This is a genomic window from Streptomyces sp. NPDC051183 (assembly GCF_040682455.1).
Lineage (GTDB): Bacteria > Actinomycetota > Actinomycetes > Streptomycetales > Streptomycetaceae > Streptomyces.
This window is the reverse complement of the sequence record NZ_JBFBBA010000015.1, coordinates 1-19,682: the sequence shown is the minus strand read 5'-3', so window position 1 is coordinate 19,682 and position 19,682 is coordinate 1. Positions and strand designations below refer to the sequence as shown.

11 protein-coding genes and 1 pseudogene are annotated in these 19,682 nt (G+C 68.3%); 8 read left to right on the top strand and 4 right to left on the bottom strand.

The window, feature by feature from the left end; all coding sequences use genetic code 11:
* Positions 1 to 144 precede the first annotated feature (144 nt).
* From AB0M99_RS15495 to pglZ, 4 genes are all read left to right on the top strand, one after another.
* Positions 145 to 375 carry a hypothetical protein gene (locus AB0M99_RS15495; RefSeq protein WP_365920471.1) on the top strand — a complete coding sequence of 77 codons (231 nt, stop codon included), beginning with the start codon at positions 145 to 147 and terminating at the stop codon, positions 373 to 375.
* Complete coding sequence (locus tag AB0M99_RS15490; protein WP_365920469.1) at positions 372 to 614, top strand: hypothetical protein; 243 nt, start codon at positions 372 to 374, stop codon at positions 612 to 614. Before AB0M99_RS15495 ends, AB0M99_RS15490 begins: the two co-directional genes overlap by 4 nt.
* 187 nt (positions 615 to 801) lie before the next feature.
* Positions 802 to 4,701 (top strand): phage resistance protein, encoded by a 3,900-nt coding sequence (locus AB0M99_RS15485; protein WP_365920467.1) that lies wholly within the window; start codon positions 802 to 804, stop codon positions 4,699 to 4,701.
* Positions 4,698 to 7,595, top strand: coding sequence for a BREX-2 system phosphatase PglZ (pglZ, locus tag AB0M99_RS15480; protein ID WP_365920465.1), 2,898 nt, complete (start codon positions 4,698 to 4,700; stop codon positions 7,593 to 7,595). Before AB0M99_RS15485 ends, pglZ begins: the two co-directional genes overlap by 4 nt.
* Before the next feature lie 9 nt (positions 7,596 to 7,604).
* Here the strand turns inward: pglZ and AB0M99_RS15475 are convergent, their stop codons facing one another.
* Both AB0M99_RS15475 and AB0M99_RS15470 read right to left on the bottom strand, forming a co-directional pair.
* Complete coding sequence (locus tag AB0M99_RS15475; RefSeq protein WP_365920463.1) at positions 7,605 to 8,651, bottom strand: CBS domain-containing protein; 1,047 nt, start codon at positions 8,649 to 8,651, stop codon at positions 7,605 to 7,607.
* On the bottom strand, positions 8,648 to 10,471 hold the full coding sequence (locus AB0M99_RS15470) for a DUF262 domain-containing protein (protein ID WP_365920461.1): 1,824 nt from the start codon (positions 10,469 to 10,471) through the stop codon (positions 8,648 to 8,650). The genes AB0M99_RS15475 and AB0M99_RS15470 overlap by 4 nt, the downstream gene beginning before the upstream one ends.
* Before the next feature lie 149 nt (positions 10,472 to 10,620).
* Here AB0M99_RS15470 and brxD point away from each other — a divergent pair, with 149 nt between their 5' ends.
* The 4 genes from brxD (at position 10,621) to AB0M99_RS15450 (ending at position 16,550) form a co-directional block, all read left to right on the top strand.
* Positions 10,621 to 11,955, top strand: a complete 1,335-nt coding sequence (gene brxD / locus AB0M99_RS15465) for a BREX system ATP-binding protein BrxD (protein WP_365920459.1) — start codon at positions 10,621 to 10,623, stop codon at positions 11,953 to 11,955.
* Positions 11,955 to 14,138: a DEAD/DEAH box helicase gene (locus AB0M99_RS15460; protein ID WP_365920458.1), complete on the top strand. Its 2,184-nt coding sequence runs from the start codon at positions 11,955 to 11,957 to the stop codon at positions 14,136 to 14,138. Before brxD ends, AB0M99_RS15460 begins: the two co-directional genes overlap by 1 nt.
* Positions 14,139 to 14,285: 147 nt before the next feature.
* Entirely contained in the window at positions 14,286 to 16,157 is a 1,872-nt protein-coding gene (locus AB0M99_RS15455) for a DUF2075 domain-containing protein (RefSeq protein WP_365920456.1), read from the top strand.
* 264 nt (positions 16,158 to 16,421) lie between these two features.
* Positions 16,422 to 16,550, top strand: a complete 129-nt coding sequence (locus AB0M99_RS15450; RefSeq protein ID WP_248844642.1) for a DUF6408 family protein — start codon at positions 16,422 to 16,424, stop codon at positions 16,548 to 16,550.
* A 58-nt stretch (positions 16,551 to 16,608) separates the two neighbouring features.
* Here AB0M99_RS15450 and AB0M99_RS15445 read toward each other — a convergent pair whose 3' ends face one another.
* A complete protein-coding gene (locus tag AB0M99_RS15445) occupies positions 16,609 to 18,726 on the bottom strand; it encodes a DUF2075 domain-containing protein (RefSeq protein WP_365920691.1) in 2,118 nt (705 codons plus the stop codon).
* 334 nt (positions 18,727 to 19,060) lie between these two features.
* Positions 19,061 to 19,682, bottom strand: a pseudogene (locus AB0M99_RS15440) (IS982 family transposase); the annotation flags it as partial.

Here is a 19,682-nt window from a genome sequence, read left to right as displayed (position 1 = left end):
CGCGGGCCGGGGAACCACACCCCCACCCACAGCAGCACCGGCCTCCTGCGGATCCATGCTCGTAGTGCCCGGACTACGCACCGTAATCCACGCCACACCTCCCGGTCCGGGAAACCAGCGCACCACCAGCCGAAGGAGACCGCCATGACCACCCCTCGCCCGTCCACCCCCACCCAGCGCAAGGTCAAGGAGGCCATGGACGCCCGCGATGCCCTCGCCACCGCGCTCACCAAGGCCGGCATCCAGATCCCCGCGATGGACATCCGTACCCCGTGGGCCGAGGGGTCCCGCTACGCCTTCGTCCACCTCGGGCAGTGCTCCGCTCCCGTCGCCCACGCCCTCGCGGAAGTGATCACGAGGGGCGCCTCCCGGTGACGGCGACCGGCCGAGGCCCCCAACCCGCCATCGGCGACACCGTCCGCGACACCCGCCGCGGCCGGCTCGGCGTCGTCACCGACCGCCTCGGCCCGTACCTCCAGCTCCGCCCCCTCGCCGGGGGCCGCGAGTGGGACGCCGACCCCGCCCACATCGAGCCGGTGACACCTCCCGAGGTGCTGCGCGCCCGCCTCGCGGAGGTCAACGCCCGCAGTCTCAAGCGCCCTCCGAGCGGCTGAGCCGGCCGCCCGCCACCCCGCACCGTCGTCGTCCGTGCCCGCTGCCATCCCGATCCTCGGGAGATTTCCGCCCATCAGGCCCGTAACCAGCGCCGATGCCGGACAATGTCCCGAGGAACTTGTCCCGGTACCGCTACCGGCACGGACAGCGACGGCGACGGCCGTCAGAAGGTGAGCGAGACGCGCAATGGCCCAGCAGCCGCCCCTGCTCCGCGATGTCATCAACATCAAGGAGTCGATCTCCACGTCCGACTTCGTCCTTCAGCTGTCCGAGGCCACCACCCCCGAGGGTGCCGAGCTCGCGCTCAGGGACTACGTCGTCACGGAACGGCTGCTGGAGAACTTCGACGAGGCCCTCGGCCTGATCAAGGCGTCCCTCGACGGGCACACCTCCAAGGCCGCGTACCTCCACGGCTCCTTCGGTTCCGGTAAGTCGCACTTCATGGCCGTGCTGCACGCCCTGCTCAGCGGCAGCCCGGCCGCCCACCGCCGCTCCGACTTCGACTCCGTCCTCACCAAGCACGAGTGGCTGAGCACGGACGGCAAGAAGTTCCTGCTCGTCCCGTACCACATGCTCGGCGCGAAGGCCCTGGAGCAGCGCGTCCTCGGCACGTACGTGAGCCACGTCAAGAAGCTCCACCCCGAGGCACCGACCCCCCGCGTGTACCGCACCGACTCCCTCTTCGCGGACATCCACGCCATGCGGGACCGGATGGGCGACGAGGCCGTCATCAAGGGGCTCGGATCGGTCGGCGGGGAGGCGGACGAGGACGACGAGTGGGGCGAGTCCTTCGCCTGGACCCCCGCCCTCCTCGACACCGCGCTCGCCGCCGAGGAGATCCACGAGGCCGGGTACGCCCTCAACCCCGTCACCCCCTCCACCCCTGTGGAGCTGCGCGCCCGCCTGGTCCAGGACGCCAGCACGAACCTCCTCCCCGGCTTCACGCAGAACGCGCACGAGAACGAGCACGGCTTCATCTCGCTCGACGCCGGTCTGTCCGTGATCGCCGAGCACGCCAAGTCCCTCGGGTACGACGGCCTGATCCTCTTCCTCGACGAGCTGATCCTCTGGCTGGCCACGCTCATCCACGACCAGAAGTTCGTGGGCCGCGAGGCCGGCAAGATCACCAACTTCGTCGAGGGCGCCGACGCCCGCCGGGCCATCCCGATCGTGTCCTTCATCGCCCGCCAGCGCGACCTGCGCGAGCTGGTCGGAGAGGAGCTGTCCGGAGCCGCCGAGTCCTCGATCCAGGACACCCTCAACCAGGCCTCCGGCCGGTTCGACAAGATCACCCTGGAGGACCGCAACCTCCCCCAGGTCGCGCACGCCCGCCTTCTCCAGCCCAAGGACTCCGCGTCGGCCACCCTCATCACCGCCGAGTTCGAGAAGACCCGCAAGGTCCGCCAGGAGGTGTGGGACACCCTCCTCGGCTCCGACCGCGGAGCCGACGGCGTCGGCGCCGACGAGGAGAGCTTCCGGCTCACCTACCCCTTCTCCCCCGCCTTCATGGACACCCTCGTCCACGTCTCCTCCGCGCTCCAGCGCAACCGCACCGGCATGAAGCTCATGGGCCAGCTCCTCGCGGACCACCGCCACGAGCTGCGCCTGGGCGACCTGATCCCGGTCGGTGATCTGTACCCGCTGATCACCGCGGGCGGCGACAAGCCGTTCACCGACAGCCTCAAGGTCGTCTTCGAGGCCGCGGACAAGCTGTACCGGACGAAGCTGCGCCCGTTCCTCCTCGCCACGTACAACGTGTCGGAGGAGGACATCGAGCAGTACACGCACCGCCCCGAGAGCATCACCGACGCCGCCCTGCGCGGCCGGGTGAAGACCTTCGTCGGCGACAACCGGATCATCGGCACCCTCCTGCTCTCCGCCCTCGCGCCGAGCGTGCCGGCCCTCGCCGATCTGACGATCCGCAGGCTGTCCGCGCTCAACTACGGCTCGGTCGTCGCCCCGATCCCCGGCCGCGAGTACGGCATCCTCAAGAACAAGGTCGCCGACTGGGCGGGCCGCTTCCCGGAGATCAAGGAGACCGGCACCGACACCAACCCGGGGGTCCGCCTGGAGCTCTCCGGTGTCGACGTCGACTCGGTCATCGCCAACGCCAACGTCAACAACAACCCGGGCAACCGCCTCGCCCTCGCCAAGCGACTGCTCGCCGAGGAACTCGACGTCAGCCACGGCCAGCTGGTCGAGGAGCTGCAGTTCGTCTGGCGCGGTACGAACCGCTCCGTCGAAGTCATCTTCGGGAACATGGCGGACGAGGACGAGCTGCCCGACCACGACCTGATGCCCCGCGAGGAAGGCCGCTGGCGCATCGCCGTCGACCTGCCCTTCGACGACGGCGAGTACGGCCCCGTCGAGGACGCCAACCGCATCCGGCGCCTGCGCGAGAAGCAGCAGGGCGAGCGGTCGCGGACCGTCGCCTGGCTGCCCACCCACCTCTCCAGCCAGCGGTACGGGGACTTCTGCCGACTCGTCGTCATCGACAAGGCGCTCGCCGACGACCAGCGCTTCGACAGCCAGTACGCCGGGCACCTGAACGCCGACAACCGCGCGCGTGCCAAGGGCCTCCTGGAGACCCAGCGCGAATCGCTGCTCAAGACCGTCAAGGCCGCCTTCAAGCAGGCGTACGGGCTCGCCGAGAAGAAGCCCACGGACGTGGAGCTGGGCTTCGGCGACCACCTGGAATCACTGCGCGAGGTCGACGGGCTCACCCTCTCCTTCGGCCAGTCCCTGCGCGACGGCATCCGGCACATCGCCGGCAAGCTGCTGGCGACGCAGTTCCCGGACCACCCGGACTTCGATGCCGACCACACCGGCACGGTCGTCAAGGCCGGCGACGCCAAGAAGGTCTTCACGCACGTCCGTGCCGCCGCCGAGGCTCGCGACGGCCGCACCGAGGTTCCGGCCGGCGACCGTGCACTGATGAAGCGGATCGCCGGGCCGCTGCGCCTCGGGCAGCAGAAGGAGGCGTACTTCGAGCTGTCCCCGTACTGGGCCGACCACTTCCGCCAGCTCGCCCGCGAGAACGGCGTCACCGGCGACCTCACGCTGATCACGCTCACCGACTGGACCGACAAGCCCGCCCCGCGCGGTCTGCCGGACTTCCTCGGACGGCTCGTCGTGGCAGCCTTCGCCGAGATGGACGACCGGGTCTGGGTACGCGAGGGCATGCCCCTCGACCCCGCTCCGGAACTGGCACAGATCAAGGACCGCGACGCCCTGCGCAGCCAGCCGCTGCCTTCCCCGGAGGACTGGGAGTCCGCCAGGCAGCGCTTCGCGGCCGTCTTCGGACAGTCGGCGCCCACCCTGCTGCGTGGACGCATCGTCAACCAGTTCGCCCGCCAGATCACCGAGCAGGCCCGTGCCTTCCAGGAGGCCACCGCCGAGCTGGCCGAGCGGCTGACCGAGCACGCCGGCTTCCTCCACCTCGACCAGACCGCAGAGACCGGCCGCCTCGCCCTCGCCCGACGGGCCGTGGAGCTGCTCAAGGCCCTGACCGCGACGGCCGGCCAGGGTGCGGCCGGCGCCAAGAAGACCGTGGAGGCGCTCGCCCGGTTCGACCTCGGCGAGATGACGCCCGAGCAGTACGGGACCTCCGTCAAGCAGGCCCGAAAGGTGGCCGAAGCACTCGCCGCGACTTCCTGGAGCACCCTGGAGCTCGCGTCGGCCGAAGGCCCGGAGGGCGACGCGCTCCTCGACTCCCTGCGCAATGTCGCCCGCAGCGACCAGCAGCGGACGGACAAGCTGGAGGAGGCCCTCGTCCGCACCCAACGCGAGGTGCTGGCGCTGGTCAAGCGGAACCGAGCGGTCTCCCCGCCGCCTCCGGTGGCCCCGGCCCCCGGCCCCCAGGGTCCCGCCGACGTTCCTCTGGACACGAAGACCAGCGATCCGAGGATTCCCTACGAGGAGTCCCAGACCTCGCCGTCCGACCCTGCCGGGAAGCGCCGCACCAGCGGGGCACGGACGACGACGGCTTCGCGCGCGGTGGCCGAGCTCCAGGCGGAGCTGGCGGAGCTGGCCTCCGCCGAGCCCGGCGTCACCGTAGAGATCACGTGGCGGGTCGTCGGCCGATGAGCGTCACCACCGGCGCCGTCGCCGTACGCCTGAACCTCGCGACCGTCACCCAGTACCTGTCGTCCCAGAGCTCCCTCACCGCCTCCCTGAGCGGAAACGACCGTCGCCGCGCGGTGCTGTTGCGCTCGACGCCCCAGTGGGAGGGCCCGACCGAGCCCGCCTGGGGCGACGGGCTGACGGCCCGCATCGCGGCCGCACCGTCCCCCCTCGCCGTGCATGAACTGCTGCTGGGCCATCTCGACGGCACGGCGCCCGGACCGGCCGTGCTCGTCGTCCTGACCGACCGCGAGCAGAACGAGCTGGATCCCGCCATCCTGGCGCGGGCGCACAAGAAGCGCGTCGACACGGTCGACAGCTGGGACGTGGTCCGTGACGCGTTCCGCGCCCAGCAGGTCGATCCCCGGCTCAAGGACTCCAACTGGGCCGCGGAGGCCCTGCTGGACGCCACCCCGCCGAAGGGCGGCTGGCCGCCCGTCGCCGGCGGCATGCTCTCCCGGCGCACGGCCCTCACCTCCCTGGCCCTGCGCCGGCTGCGGCTGGGCCGGTACGACAGCGAGGCGGAGTCCTCGGGACGAGCCCCGGCCGGTGACACGCTGGACCCGCAGACCCTGTTCGGGTGGTCCCTGTCCGCAGGCGGGCCCGAACTCCTCCTGAAGCTCCGCCGCCCGGAACGGGAGGGCCTGTCCTCGTTCCTCGGCGAGGAGGACCAGGCCGGTCACGCCGGTCGGGCTCTCCTGGCGCTGGTCGAGGCCGACCACGGCCCCGACGCCGTTGCCTTCGGTCTGGTCTGCGCCGCCCTGTGGGTGCACAGCGAGCCGGACGCCGCCGTGTACCGGGCTCGTGGGCGGGCCGAGCGGTGGCTGGGCGAGCAGCCCGTCGCGAAGGGCGAGGAGCTCGACCTCCTCGTGTCCCGGTTCGCGCTGGCCGCCGAGAAGTACGTCGCCGGGCTGTTGACCTCCGCGGCTCGCGGCACCAGCGGTGACGCGGAGGCACTGCGTGAGGCCCGGCGGCTCAGCGACACCGTCCTGGACCGGGCCTCCACGCTGGTCCGCCAGTTCGGCGCGGAGGAGGCCGCCACATCCAGCGCGATGCTGGCCGCGGGTCTCGAAGCACGTTTCGCCGCGGTGGGCCGGGCTCTGACAACCGGCGACCCGGGTTCCGTCGCGGATGCGGTACGCGCCCTGGGCGAGCACAGCCAGGCCGACGGCCCGGAGGCACGGGCCCGGGTGGAGCGTGCCCGGATGGGCCGGCGACTCGCGCAGTGGCTCGCCGGCGACCCCGCCGTCGCCTCGGACACCGTGGCCGATGCCCTACAGCGCCACGTCGACGAAACCGGTTGGGTGGACCGGGCCCTCGAGCACATCGAGGCGGGCGGGGACCCGGATCTCGTCCTGAAGGCGGCGTACGACGCCCTCGGCCGTCAGGTCCGCGGCAAGCGCCACGAGATCGACGCCGACTTCGCCCGCGCACTGGCCGGCTGGACGGCGGCCGGCACCCAGCCCGGCTCCATGCTGACCGTGGAGACCTTCCTCGACCGGGTGGTGAAGCCCGTCGTGCGCGGCGGGACAGACCGACGCGTACTTCTGCTCGTCCTGGACGGGATGAGCGCCGCGATCGCCGCCGAACTCGGCGAGGAACTGCGTGCGTCGTGGGCCGAGTTCGACCCGCTCGACGAGGGAGGAGCACCTAGCCGCCGCGCGATGGCCGCTGCTCTGCCCACCGTGACGGGGGTCTGCCGTACGTCCCTCTTCGCAGGCCGACTACTGAAGGGCACGCAGGCGGAGGAGAAGCGGCTGTTCCCCGTCCACGCCTTCTGGGGCGGAGCGCCGGCCGCGGTCTTCCACAAGGACGACCTGCGCGCCGAGGGCTCCGGGGACACGTTCGGCCCGGCACTCACAGAAGCCCTCGGTGACGGGCGCACGCACGTCGCGGTCGTGCTGAACACCATCGACGACCGGCTCGCGAAGGAGCAGAAGCTCGGTGACGGGGCCTGGCACCTCAACGAGATAGGGCGGCTGCGCGATCTGCTGCGGGTCGCCGCGACGCAGGGCATGGCGGTGGTCCTCACCAGCGACCACGGCCACGTCGTGGACCGTCAAGGGGTCAAGGTGGATGCCGGTGCACCGGATTCCGCCCGCCACCGCTCCCCGGGCGGCCCCCTGGGAGACAATGAGGTCGCCCTGTCGGGTCCCCGCGTGGTCTGGCCCGACGCAGGCGGCTCGATCGTCGCCCTCTGGGACGCCGACTCCCGCTACACCGCGCTCAAGGCGGGCTACCACGGTGGCGCTTCCCTGCGTGAGGTCACCATCCCCGTACTCGCTTTCCTCCCGTTCGGTGCGGTGCCGCCCAGCGGCTGGCGCGAACTGGGTGACCAGCGTCCGGCATGGTGGCTGCTCGACGGGCACGCGCCCGTCCAGAACGCCGTTCTGGGCTCAGCGTCGACCGTGCCCCGTCCGGAAAAGCAGAACCGGCACAAGCCGACGAAGGCGCAGGCCGAACTGGCCCAGACGCACGACTCCCTCTTCGACGTCGCTCTGGTTCCGGCAGCCGAACACGAAGATGCCTTGGTCACACCCGTGCTGGTCGCGCCGGACGATGCACTGATCTCCGCGTTGCTCACGTCGGAAGCGTTCCAGGACCAGGTGGGGCTGCTGGCCCGCAAGCCCCCCATGGACAAGCTGGAGAAGGCGATCCGGGCCCTCCTGGAGGCCGGCACCCTGCCCGTGACCGCTGTGGCGCAGCGCGTCGACTACCCGGCCACCCGAGCGGACGGCTTTGCCGCGGTGCTGCGCCAACTCCTCAACTACGACGGAGTGCAGGTGCTGCAGACCCTGCCGGACGGACGGACGCTCCGTCTCGACAGGAGTCTGCTGCAGCTGCAGTTCGGAGTGTGACGGGGTGGCTCAGCCCGCGTAGTCCCGCAGCAGGGTGGTGAAGGCCGTCAACTCCCGCATCGACTCGAGGGGCAAAGGCTCCGCATCGAAGTGAGCGATGCGGTTGCGGATGCCCTTCACCCGCTGCAGATGACGCACGAACTGGCCGCGGTCCAGAGATTCGCACTGGAGCGCGGCCCAGTTGAGGTCCGCCTGCTGGGCCATGGCCGGCTTCTTCTGCTCTCCGTTGAGGAGGTAGACGTAGTCGCCGAAGGTCAGGTCCTCGACCTTGCCGGAGCGGTGCTCGGCCTTCTTGTTCGTCTGCACCGCCTTGATCGCCTCCTCCGTGAGGGCAGCTCCCAGCCATCGGCGCAGGAGGGATTCGATCTCGCCGAGGAGGAAGAAGGGCCGGGCAGCGCTTTCGAAGCGGTGGATCACATGGGCCTGGGTCACGATGCCCGAGAGACTCCCGTCCTCGCCTCGGACCAGAAGGTAGCCGTGCTCCAAGAGCATGGGCAGACACGAGAAGAACTCCTGTCGCGCGTCGGCCAACGGCAGCGAGTCCTGCTGCATGGCGTTCTCCAGGCCGACCTCCTTCCCCCGCTCGTACATGAGGGCCAGGGAACGCCAGGTGACGACGCCGTGGACCGTGGTCATGCCCGTTGTCACAGGGATCTGGGCATAGCCCCGCTGGCGCATCAGGTACGTCGCCTGAGACAGCTCCGCGGTGAGGGACACGCATCGGACCCCGCCGCGGGCGGACGGCAGGTCACCGATCAGGAGCCGCTGCGGCAGTGCGGCCGAAGGAAGCGGATCCCTCTCGGCCGCTTCGACTTCGTCAGTCTCCGGTGTTGCCTGCACTGCCGTGACGAAGGCTACGACCTGGACGCACTCACCCGGCGCACAGTTGGCGAAGTCCGGCAGCGTAGCCAGTCCCGCGTCGGTGAGAGCCTGTCCGATCTCGTGCACGTTCCACGGCCTGCGCACCCGCACGCCGAACAGGTCCAGCAGTTCCCCGAGAGGAAGCTCCGTGCCCTTGAGCGCGAGGAGCTCCTCGGTGGTCGGCTTCCGGTTCACTTGACCGCCTTGGCGTCGGTCATGTCGCGCAGAATGGTCCGCTTGCCCATGGCTGCGTACACCATGTCCTCGAGCTGCTTGGCCCGTGCCGCGTAGAAGGCCTCGTAGTCGTTCTGCCGCAGGAGGTACGGATCGATCAGGTGCGTAGCGATGACGTCGTCGAACCACTCCCGGCGCATGTCCGAGGCAGCGGCGAGCGAGTCGAGATACGTACCGGGGGCGCCGGTGAGGGCCTGAGCCGCGCGCAGGGACAGCGGCGTCTTGTTGACGATGGAGTTGGCGGGGGGCGTCTTGGCCCCGTCGTACAGCCGCCGCACCCACGCCCTCGGGAAGATGTGACGGACGTCCACGCCGTACTCGTCCATCAGGCCGGGCTTCAGCGGCGTCTCCGTGTGGTGCCAGTCCACAGCGCCCTGCTTGATGAGCAGCGCGTAGATTCCCTTGTAGGCAGCGCTGTTCCGCGTCGTGAGCGTGTCCAGCCGCTCGGGGAAGAAGTAGGCGTCGCTGACGGTCTCCGGCGCGGGGCCCTCACGTCGGACCCATGCCACCAGCTGCTCGACGTCCCGCGTGAAACGGGTTTCGGTGGAGCCGCCGTACATTTCGCCGAGCACGCCGCACCAGTACCACTGCGTGATCATGTCTTCCGCACCCAGGCTGTCGGTCGCCTCCCCGAGGATGGCCCGGATGGCGGCGAGCGGTACCAGCTGGGTGCGATAGGGCAGCTCGGCAGCCCGAACGATGCACTGCCTCTCGAGGAATGCTCCCGCCCATGCGAACGCCTCGGCCAGTCGCGGGGCGAGCGACTCGAAGTCCGCGAGAGGGAGCTCAAGGAGGTCACGACGCTTACAGGAGACACCGGTACCCAGCCCGTCCTGCTTCCGCGACCAGGTACGCACCAGAGCCACGGCCTGCAGGAAGTCGCTGCTGCTCAGTCCGTCGTCGATGCCCACCTCTAGCCGCCCGAACACGGGATGGCGGCCGGCGAGCTCCTCCTTGATGGCCCGCCAGACCTGGGGCAGCTGGTAATAGTCTCCGGTCCGCTCGCGATAGGCGCGGTCACCGGCGTAGGTCGCCGTCAGCAGCTCGAAGACGTTGAGGGGCACACCTCCCGTGTTCACCCGCTCGAAGACGGCGCAGACAGCGTCCATGGAGGTGGAGGCGGCCAGTTTGATCATGGGCACCTGGAAGGAGCGCACGGGCTCGAGGACCTGGTCCTCGAAGAGGCTCCATCGATCGAAGTGACCGTCGTCAGCCTTCTCGTACGCCCGTCGCCAGGCATTCACCTTCGCCGTGTCGAAGACGATACTCAGGGGGAAGAGTCCGGCCTCGCATTCCCCGTGGGTGGTGGTCAGGTCGTGGACAACGTCCCGGGCGAAGTTCGCGCGCAGGACCTTGTCCTCGGGTGCGGAGACGATCGCTTCGTCACGATCCGCGGGCGAGCCGATCGCCTTCTCGATGTCCACGTAGTACCAGCGCCTGACGGCGTTGCCCCGCGCATCGCTGGTCTCGACGGGACTGTCCTGGAAGAGTGCTTGGAACAGCGAGGTGAGACGTTGCTGTCCGTCGAGGAGCAACAGGTTGGGTGTCGTCTCCTCCGCCACCTGTGCGCCCGTGAGCGCGCGGGCACGGAAGGGCGAGTCACCCCCTGCCTCCAGCGTCATCACCACGCCCAAGGGGTAGTCGAGCGTCACCGTCGCAACAATGGCTCGAATTCGGTCGTCATCCCACTTCCAGTCCCGCTGGAAGTCGGGGAGTTGAAGGGATCCTGACGCGACATCCGCCAGAAGTGCCTTGAGCTTCACATTGTCGAGTCCTGCCACGTGCTCGTTCCCCACCCTCGCAGTGCTGCGCGTTCTTCACACGGGCGGCGATTAGACCAACGACGTGACATAGCGGTCAACGCGATCGGCAGTACCAGCGGCCAACTTCAGCCAACCGCAGGGCGCCGCTGGAATGGGACACTGATGACGTGAGTACCGCTGCTTCCTCCCGTCCCTCCCCGGCCAGCGCGGCCCGTCGCCGCGCGGTGATCGACGCCCTGCGTCGCGGCGCCGTCCCCGAAAGCGGGCTCGACCTCCTGGCCACTGGCCTGGACCGGTTCGATGCGGCGCTCGATGCCGAGCTCGAAGCGGTCGCCTCCGGCTCGTCGGTGTTCAAGGCCGTCCGCGGCGAGTACGGCTCGGGCAAGACCTTCTTCACCCGATGGCTGGGTGAACGGGCCAAGCGGCGGGGCTTCGCCCTGGCGGAGATCCAGATCTCCGAGACCGAGACGCCTCTCCACAAGCTGGAGACCGTCTACCGACGCCTTACCGAGCGACTGGCCACTGCAAGCTTCCCGCCGAGCGCGCTCCGGCCCGTCGTGGACGCATGGTTCTACACCCTGGAAGAGGATGCCCTCGCGGACGGCACCGATGAGGAGGACCTCGCACCGGCGGTCGAGAAGCTGCTGGGGGCGCGACTGACCGAGGTGTCGCGGCATGCCCCGTCGTTCGCCACCGCACTACGCGGATACAAGTCGGCCCTCGCCAACGGCGACGAGGCGACCGCCGCAGCCGTCCTGGCGTGGCTGGGCGGCCAGCCCCACGTGGCAGCAGCCGCCCGCCGCTCCGCCGGCGTGCGCGGCGACCTCGATCACTTCGGGGCCTTCGGCTTCCTTCAGGGCCTCCTGACCGTACTGCGCGACTCCGGGCACAATGGTCTGTTCGTCGTCCTGGACGAGGTCGAGACCCTTCAGCGTGTGCGTTCGGATGCGCGGGACAAGGCATTGAACGCCCTCCGACAGCTCATCGACGAAGTACACTCGGGCCGGTTCCCCGGCCTCTATCTCTTGATCACCGGAACTCCTGCGTTCTACGACGGACAGCAGGGGGTTCAGCGGCTCGCTCCGCTCGCGCAGCGCCTCGCCACCGACTTCACCACCGACCCGCGCTTCGACAACCCGCGTGCTGTGCAAGTCCGGCTGCCGGGCTTCACACAGGAGTCTCTGGTCGGCCTCGGAGTGACCATCCGGGACCTCTACGCGCAAGGGGCCACGTCGCCGGAGCGTGTGAAGTCGCTCGCCGACGATGCGTACATTGCCGATCTCGCCCGCGCGGTGGGTGGAGCCCTCGGGGGAAAAGTCGGCGTGGCGCCCCGGCTGTTCCTCAAGAAGCTGGTCGGTGACGTTCTGGACCGCATCGACCAGTTCGAGGAGTTCGACCCCCGGCAGCACTACCGGCTGACCGTGACGAGCAGCGAACTGACGGACGTGGAGCGCAACCACGCCGTATCCGGATCAGCCGACGACATCGACCTGGACGTCTGATGGGCGGAGACGAAGTGGGTGGGGCCGGCACGGACCCCGTCGACCGCCTCGACCCCGTCATCCTCCACCATGTCGTGAACACCCTCGGCTGGCCCGACCTCCGACCTCTCCAGAAGGCCTCGATCGATCCCCTCATGGACGGCGAGGACGCCGTGCTCCTGGCTCCCACAGCCGGCGGCAAGACCGAGGCAGCCTGCCTGCCGATCCTTTCGGCCATGTCCCGCCAGCACTGGTCCGGAACGTCTGTTCTCTACCTGTGCCCGCTCAAAGCCCTCCTCAACAACCTGGCCGTCCGCGTCGACTCCTACGCCCAGTGGCTCGGCCGCCGAGCCGCGCTGTGGCACGGCGACACCAAGGAGTCCCAGCGCAGGCGCATCCGTACGGACACACCCGACATCCTCCTCACCACTCCCGAGTCCCTCGAGGCGATGCTCATCGGGGTCAAGACCGACCACGCTCAGCTCCTGGGCGGGGTCCGGGCGGTCGTGGTGGACGAGGTGCACGCCTTCGCGGGCGACGACCGAGGCTGGCACCTGCTTGCGGTACTGGAACGTCTGGAGCAGGTCACTGGACGCCCCATCCAACGGATCGGTCTCTCTGCCACCGTCGGCAACCCTCAACAGCTCCTCACCTGGCTCCAGGGATCCGGTGCCGGCAAACGCCCCGGGCGGGTCGTCGCCCCCGGCGTCGAACTGACGCCGGCCACTGCGTCGGCCGTGGCCACCTCGCCCGTGGACCGCCGGCCGCTTGGCGAGGTAGAGCTGGACTACGTAGGGTCGCTCGAGAACGCGGCCAAACTGATCTCAGCACTGCACCGCGGCGAGAAGCGGCTGGTGTTCTGCGAGTCACGGCGACAGGTCGAGCTGCTGGGAGCCGCCCTGAGGGCACGAGAAGTGACGGTGTTCCTTTCGCACGCCTCGCTCTCGGCCGAAGAAAGAGCCCGGTCGGAACAGGCCTTCGCGGAGGCACGGGACTGCGTCATCGTCTCCACCTCCACACTGGAGCTCGGCATCGACGTGGGCGACCTGGATCGGGTCATTCAGATCGACTCGCCCTGCACAGTAGCCTCCTTCCTGCAGCGCATCGGCCGTACCGGCAGACGCTCGGGAACCACGCGCAACTGTCTGTTCCTTACAACCGGCAAGGACACCCTGCTGCAAGCAGCCGCCCTCCTGTTGCTCTGGGGCCGCGGCTGGGTCGAACCGGTGACGCCTCCTCCCGAACCTCGCCATCTCGTGGCACAACAACTCCTCGCCGCCACACTCCAACAACACCGCATCGGCGACCAGACATGGCAAGGAATGTGGAACGGACTGGCGCCGTTCGACCGATCAGCGGCTCCCGTCCTGCGGCACCTGGTGAGCGAAGGGTTCCTCGACGAGGACGGCAGCATGCTCTTCATCGGTCAAGAGGCGGAGCGACGGTTCGGCCGCCGTCACTTCATCGAGTTGACCGCCTCCTTCACCGCACCCCCTCAGTTCACAGTCCTGTCGGGTCGTACCGAGATCGGGCAAACCGACCCTTCCGTCCTGACGGAGGAGCGGCCCGGCCCACGCCGGTTGCTGCTCGGCGGACGCAGCTGGCAGGTGACGTTCATCGACTGGGGGCGCAAGCGCGCCTTCGTCGAGCCTGCTGATGGTGGCGGCGTCGCCAAATGGACCGGTGGGGGGCTCGCCGGCCTGTCATACGCGCTGACCCGTTCGATGCGCGACGTGCTTCTCGGAGCGAATCCCCCAGTCCCTCTCACTCGTCGGGCCGAGGCATGCCTGACCGAATGGCGAGAGGAGGACGCTCCCCAGATCACCGATGCCGGCTGCTCAGTGATCACCCGCGACGGCACCGATGTGCGTTGGTGGACATGGGCCGGATATCGAGCGAACGCGACACTGGCTGCCACTCTCCCTTCGATCAGCGACCCCATGCAGCGGCCGACGGACTGCTACGTGCGGCTGCGGGAGGACCTGACACCGGGCATGTGGCGAGAGGCTCGTACGGATACCGACGGCGGGAACGCGCTGGTGCTACCCGACGTCGATCACCGAGCGGTGCACGGCCTGAAGTTCTCGGCAGCGCTGCCCCAACGTCTTGCGCTGGCCACCGTTGCCGCACGGCTGGCCGACTTCGATGGGGCGCGCGCGGCCTTGCAGGAGACCGTACGGTTCCACCTCACCTCCCCCGGGTAAGACTTGGGGCCAATCCCTTGATCCACCGCCTGTTCTAGGATGACCAGGACAGACTCAGCGGCCCGACAGGCTTCCGCTCCGCATCCGCGGAACTCAGGACATGCCCCCACCCGCACGAGCTACTTCGTGCTGCCTGGGGGCGTTTTCTTGCTGTTCCGTGAGTCCGCGGCATCGTTGGCCACTCGCACCCATGTCGAGGGGAGATTGGCTCGACTCCTGACCGAGAACTTCCTGCACCAGCACCGCCACCGGCCACAGCCGGCGGAGGTCAATGCTTGGGAACGCAGCATTCCGGCACTCATCAACGTGCTCGTGGAAGCAGGGCTCGGCGAAGTCGAGATGCTGCTGGAGTACGGACTACCGCTGACAAGCAAGCGCGCTGACGTGATACTGGCCGGCGAGCATCCGGCCACTGGTGAGCCGTCGTACGTGGTGGTCGAACTGAAGCAGTGGAGCGAGGCCCACCCCGAGGCGGAGGACCCCCTGCTGTGCCGCATCGACGCCTGGGCACATCCGATCCTCAACCCGATCGAGCAGGTACGCGGCTACTGCGACTACCTGGTCTCGTTCAACGGAGCGCTGGAGCACAGTCCGGAGTCGGTCGTCGGCATCGCGTACCTGCACAACGCTCCGGAGTCCAAAGTCTCGGGCCTACGCCTTGTCACCGAGGACGACCGCGGCCGGATGTTCACCGGCGATCAGCGCGGCGCGCTGCTCGGATACTTGCGCTCGCGGCTGGCCGCGAAGCCTGGCGCCGAGGCGGCCGACGCATTGCTGCAGGCCAAGGTCCGGCCTTCGAAGCAACTGATGGCCGTCGCCGCGGCAGAAGTACGCGACCGGGAGCAGTTCGTCCTGCTCGATGAACAGAGAACCGCTTACGAGACGGTCATGGCGGCGGTGCGACGGGCTCGACGGGCCAATCACAAAGAGGTCGTCGTGGTGACCGGGGGGCCTGGCTCCGGCAAGAGCGTGATCGCCCTGTCCCTGCTGGGAGACCTCTACCGGCGCGGGGTGCCCGCTCTGCACGCCACCGGCTCTCAATCCTTCACCAAGACGATGCGCAAGATCGCGGGCACTCGCAAGCCCGAGGTTCAACGTCTCTTTCGGTATTTCAACAGCTTCATGGAGGCCGAGCCCAACGATCTCGACGTCCTGATTTGCGATGAGGCCCACCGGCTGCGCAAGACGTCCGCCAACCGCTACACGAAGGCGACGCTCCGCACGGGGCGGCCACAGATTGCGGAACTCATCGCAGCCGCTCAGGTTCCGGTCTTCCTGCTCGACCAGCACCAGGTGGTCCGTCCTGGCGAGATGGGGACGGAAGAGCAGATCCGGGAGGCAGCCGCCGCCTTGGGGCTCACATGCACCGTGGTGGAACTGGACAGCCAGTTCCGGTGCGGTGGTAGCGACGCTTACCTGCGGTGGGTCGTCGACCTGCTGGGGCTTGAAGGTCACTCCCCCACCGCATGGGAGCCGGACGACAAAGTACGGCTGCTGACCGTCGACACCCCACAGCAGCTGGAAGACTTCCTGGTCGCTCAACGGGAACAGGGGTACGGCGCCCGCATCTCCGCGGGCTACTGCTGGAAATGGACGACGAAGATCACCTCCAGCATGAACGCACTGCCCGCCGACGTGGTCATCGGCGACTGGGCAAGGCCGTGGAACCTCTACGGTGACCGGGCTCTGCTCGGCGCACCGCCGGCGCCGCTGTGGGCCACCGACCCCGAGGGGTTCGGACAGGTCGGATGCGTCTATACCGCGCAGGGCTTCGAGTACGACTGGTCGGGTGTCATCATCGGCCCGGACCTCGTCTGGCGCACCGACCGCTGGGTGGTGGACCGCACTGCGTCGAAGGACCCGTCCTTCACGAAGGCAACATCGGACGACGACGTGGATCGCCTCGTGCGCAACACCTACAAGGTGCTTCTCACCCGGGGCATGATCGGGACGGTCGTCTACTCGACGGATCCCGAGACCCGCGAGAAGCTAGGCTCTCTCATCCCTCCGACGCCTTGAGTCCCGACCGCATCCGAAGCCGAGGAACCTGGGGAGCATCCGTCCCTGGAGCTTTCGAGAACACCCACGCGCAAGACCGATGCGCCAGATAGCATGATCACGCTGCGCACCTTCCCGGAGGGTACGAGGCAAGGGTCGCTGTGCATGCCCCAATGACCCGTGAGCGACGAGTGGTTGTGCCCGTCGTGTGGTGACACACGGCGTGAGCGTGGATGCCCGCAGGGCGTCCCCCTGCCATTCCGATCTCACTGCATTGGAGCGGCCATGACCTCGGTCGAGTACAAGCCTGCGCGTCGTGAACGGATCCGCGAGATCCTGATCGAGATCGCTGTCGGAGTCGTCACCAATCTTCTGGTGACGGCACTGCTTTCGATCGCGGGTCTGCTCTTCTAGAGCGGGCGAGTGGCGGGCCCGGTGAGCCCGCCACTCACATCTGACGCGACCATCCAACTCAGAAGAGGGTCAGGTCGGAACCCTTCTTCTTGCGTGACTTCCGCCGATTCTTGCCGCGACTTCCCCTACCAGGCCGGGGCATGTTCGGCTTGCGGGCCTCCGCCGGCAGGTTCTCCCACGTGGGCCGCAGCGCGTGGATCTCGACGGGCCCGACGAGCTCTTTGAGGTAGGTCCGGGTCTCCTCGTCCGTGGAATACAGCACCGTCGCCCTGCTCGCCCGGGTCATCAGAACGTGATATGCGTGCCGGACGAGCCGGGCGAATTCCTCGTCGTCGACACTGCCCGCCTTCACCTTCGGGTCGAAGGAGCCCGGCCGGTCCACGCGCTTGATGTCGGAGCCCTCCTCCTTGCGGTCCTTACCCCGGCGGAACACCCACTGCCCGTCCCTGCGCACCATGTCCTCTCCCATGATGACGCCGCACCAGTCCCATTCGAGGCCCTGAGCCGTGTACACACATCCGATCTGGCCGAGCCCGTTCTCATGCACGGACCAGATCTTGGACGGGGGTACGGAATCGGCGCAAAAGCTATCGCTGTCCGCGTTCCACGGCCGGTGCCAGCCACCGATGCGCACATCGGCCTCCAGCCTCTTGTCCTTGCCGAGCGGCTTCGTCCAAGGCCAGCAATAGCCGGCGACCATCCGCGCGGAAGCCCCGGCAAGGGCTTCGGTACGGATGATCCCCTCCAGTTCCTCGGGAGTATCTGCCACCTCGACGTGCATCAAGCCGTCCGGGCACCAGCGCTCGGCCTTTTCGTCGTTCACGCCGAGCACGGCGCGTACCCAACGGGGGTAGGCATCGCTCCCTCCACAGCGGAACTGTTCCCGGAGTCCCATCTCAATGAGGTGGGCATCGTGCCGTGCGGCCGCTTCCTTGATCAGGCTGGCGGTGCCGACCTCGTTCGGCCTGACGGACTGTCCTTCGTCCATGAGGAACACAGTGAGTCGCGATGCCGCGAGAAGCTCATCCACCTGCGGCCCCGTGCCCTGGTCCTCGGGCTTCCAGAATCTGTTCGTGGACCTGTCTCGAAGGCGGTGTGCCTCATCGCAGATCAGCACGTCCAGAGGTGGTTCTGGCGCTTTGACGAAGTTGCTGAAGTAGGTGAACGTCTCCTTGAAGGCCCGGTCCCCGTATCCGACGTGCTCTTGCAGAGCACCGTTGAACGCCCTGCTCCCACTGGCGTAGTTGACCGTGCGGCCTTGCGCCTCCAGCTCAGCCTTGATCTGCAGTCCGATCGCACTCTTCCCGGTGCCGGCACCGCCGGTCACCAGAAAGATCACCCGACGTTCGTCCGGGATCAAGGCCGGCGTATTCGGATCCGGCAGAACCTTGGCCGCAGTCTCCAGGACTTGGTCGGCCACGTCCTTCTGGCGCCCCCGCAGGGTGAACACGGAGTCGGCGCCGTGGGAGCAGATCATTGCGTCGAGCAACCGCGTGTTACGCAAACCCATGTTCGCAAGCATCTTCTCGGCCTCTGAGTCCGCGCCATCAACAGCGAAGTACTTGCGGAGGTCCTGCAGCAAAGCAGGGCGCCGATCACGGGTGTAGACGTGGGCATAAGCACCCGTCGGCGCGTCCACCTCGATCAGCGGGCGCACCGACTCTTCCGTGGCATTGTGCAGGTAGGCGAAACCTCCGCACTCGAACTCGGCCTTCCGAAACGGGCCTCGTTCGCTCGTGAACGCCTGGTAGTACGAGCGCAGTTGCAGTGCCGGATGCTGCTTCACCTCATCCATGGCCGGCACATACAGCAGGTCTGCCGTGGCCCGCTCCACCCTCGTGACCATCGACCACCGCTTCAGCTCAACCAGCTGCACGGACGGCACGCCGCTTTCCGGGTGGCGACCCACCAGAACGACATCAATGAGGCGTGCGTTCTCCGAACGGATCACCTCGTCGACCGTGGCAGCACATTCGACAACCATCTCCACGTTGCCACGTTCTGCAGCGACCAGATCGTTCGCCAGGCTCACCAGGCTCTCCGCCCAGGCTGAACGTTCTGACAACGAAGCATCCGCGCCCCTGAAGTGCCGCCATCGAGCGGCGAGGTGCGGCACCATCCGACGCCGCGCATTCAGATTGAGCAGGTCCTCCGCCGACAACTTGAGCAGGAGCATGGACACGAGGTGGTTCCCCCAGGGCACGAGTGACTCGTGCGGGTGGGGGCATGTCCTTGGCAGGAAGCCCGTCGGGCCGCAATCGGTTGAAGTGATCCTAGGTAAGAGCTGTCGGACCGCCTACGCTGCCACGACGGTCGGCTGGAACTTAGGCGATCATGGCTGAATCAGTCGGTCCGCCTCCGAGTGTGCGGCCAGCCTGGCGTCTGCCTCGGGGTGCTCCTACCACCGGGGACACCAGGTCCCGGAGGTGACGTTCAGGCGTCGCCTGATCGTCGGCGCCAGAAACTCCGAGACGAAGGCGGGTTCGGACTAGATGATCGATTCCAAGGGGTCAGTGGTCATAGGCGGTCAGCGAGCGGAGGACGTGCTGTCCGGTGTGGTCGTTGTGCCAGATCGCGGCGGTCAGCGCGAGGATTCGCTGCATGACGCGGGCGACGACACCACCGGGTGTGCGCCCTCGGTGCTGTTCGAGGTCGAGTTGGCCCTTGAAGGTCTCGTTGACCGACTCGATGACCTGCCGCAACCGGTTTGAACAGGGGAGCTCCGGGCCGTTCCGGCTCGCCCTTGCGGGTCGGCCGCAGCAGCCGGATGTCCTGTTCGGCGAGCTCGTCTTCGAAGCCCCGGCCGAAGTAGTTCTTGTCGCCGATCAGGGTTTGGGCAGGACGCAAGGCGACGAGGCTGGGTTCGGCGGCCAGGAGGTCCAGCAGGGTCTCGCGCTCGTCGGCCTTGGCCCCGGTCAGAGCGAAGGCGACGGGCAGGCCCTGGAGGGTGCACACCAGATGCAGCCGCAGGCCCCAGAAGAAGCGGGTGTGACTGGCGCAGTACCCGTACTCGGCCCATCCGGCCAGCTCGGAGCGCTTGATGGTCTCGCGTGAGCGGCCGCATTCCACCGGAGTGGAGTCCACGATCCAGACATCGTCGCTCCACACCGAGGTTTCGGTGGCCAGTAGCCG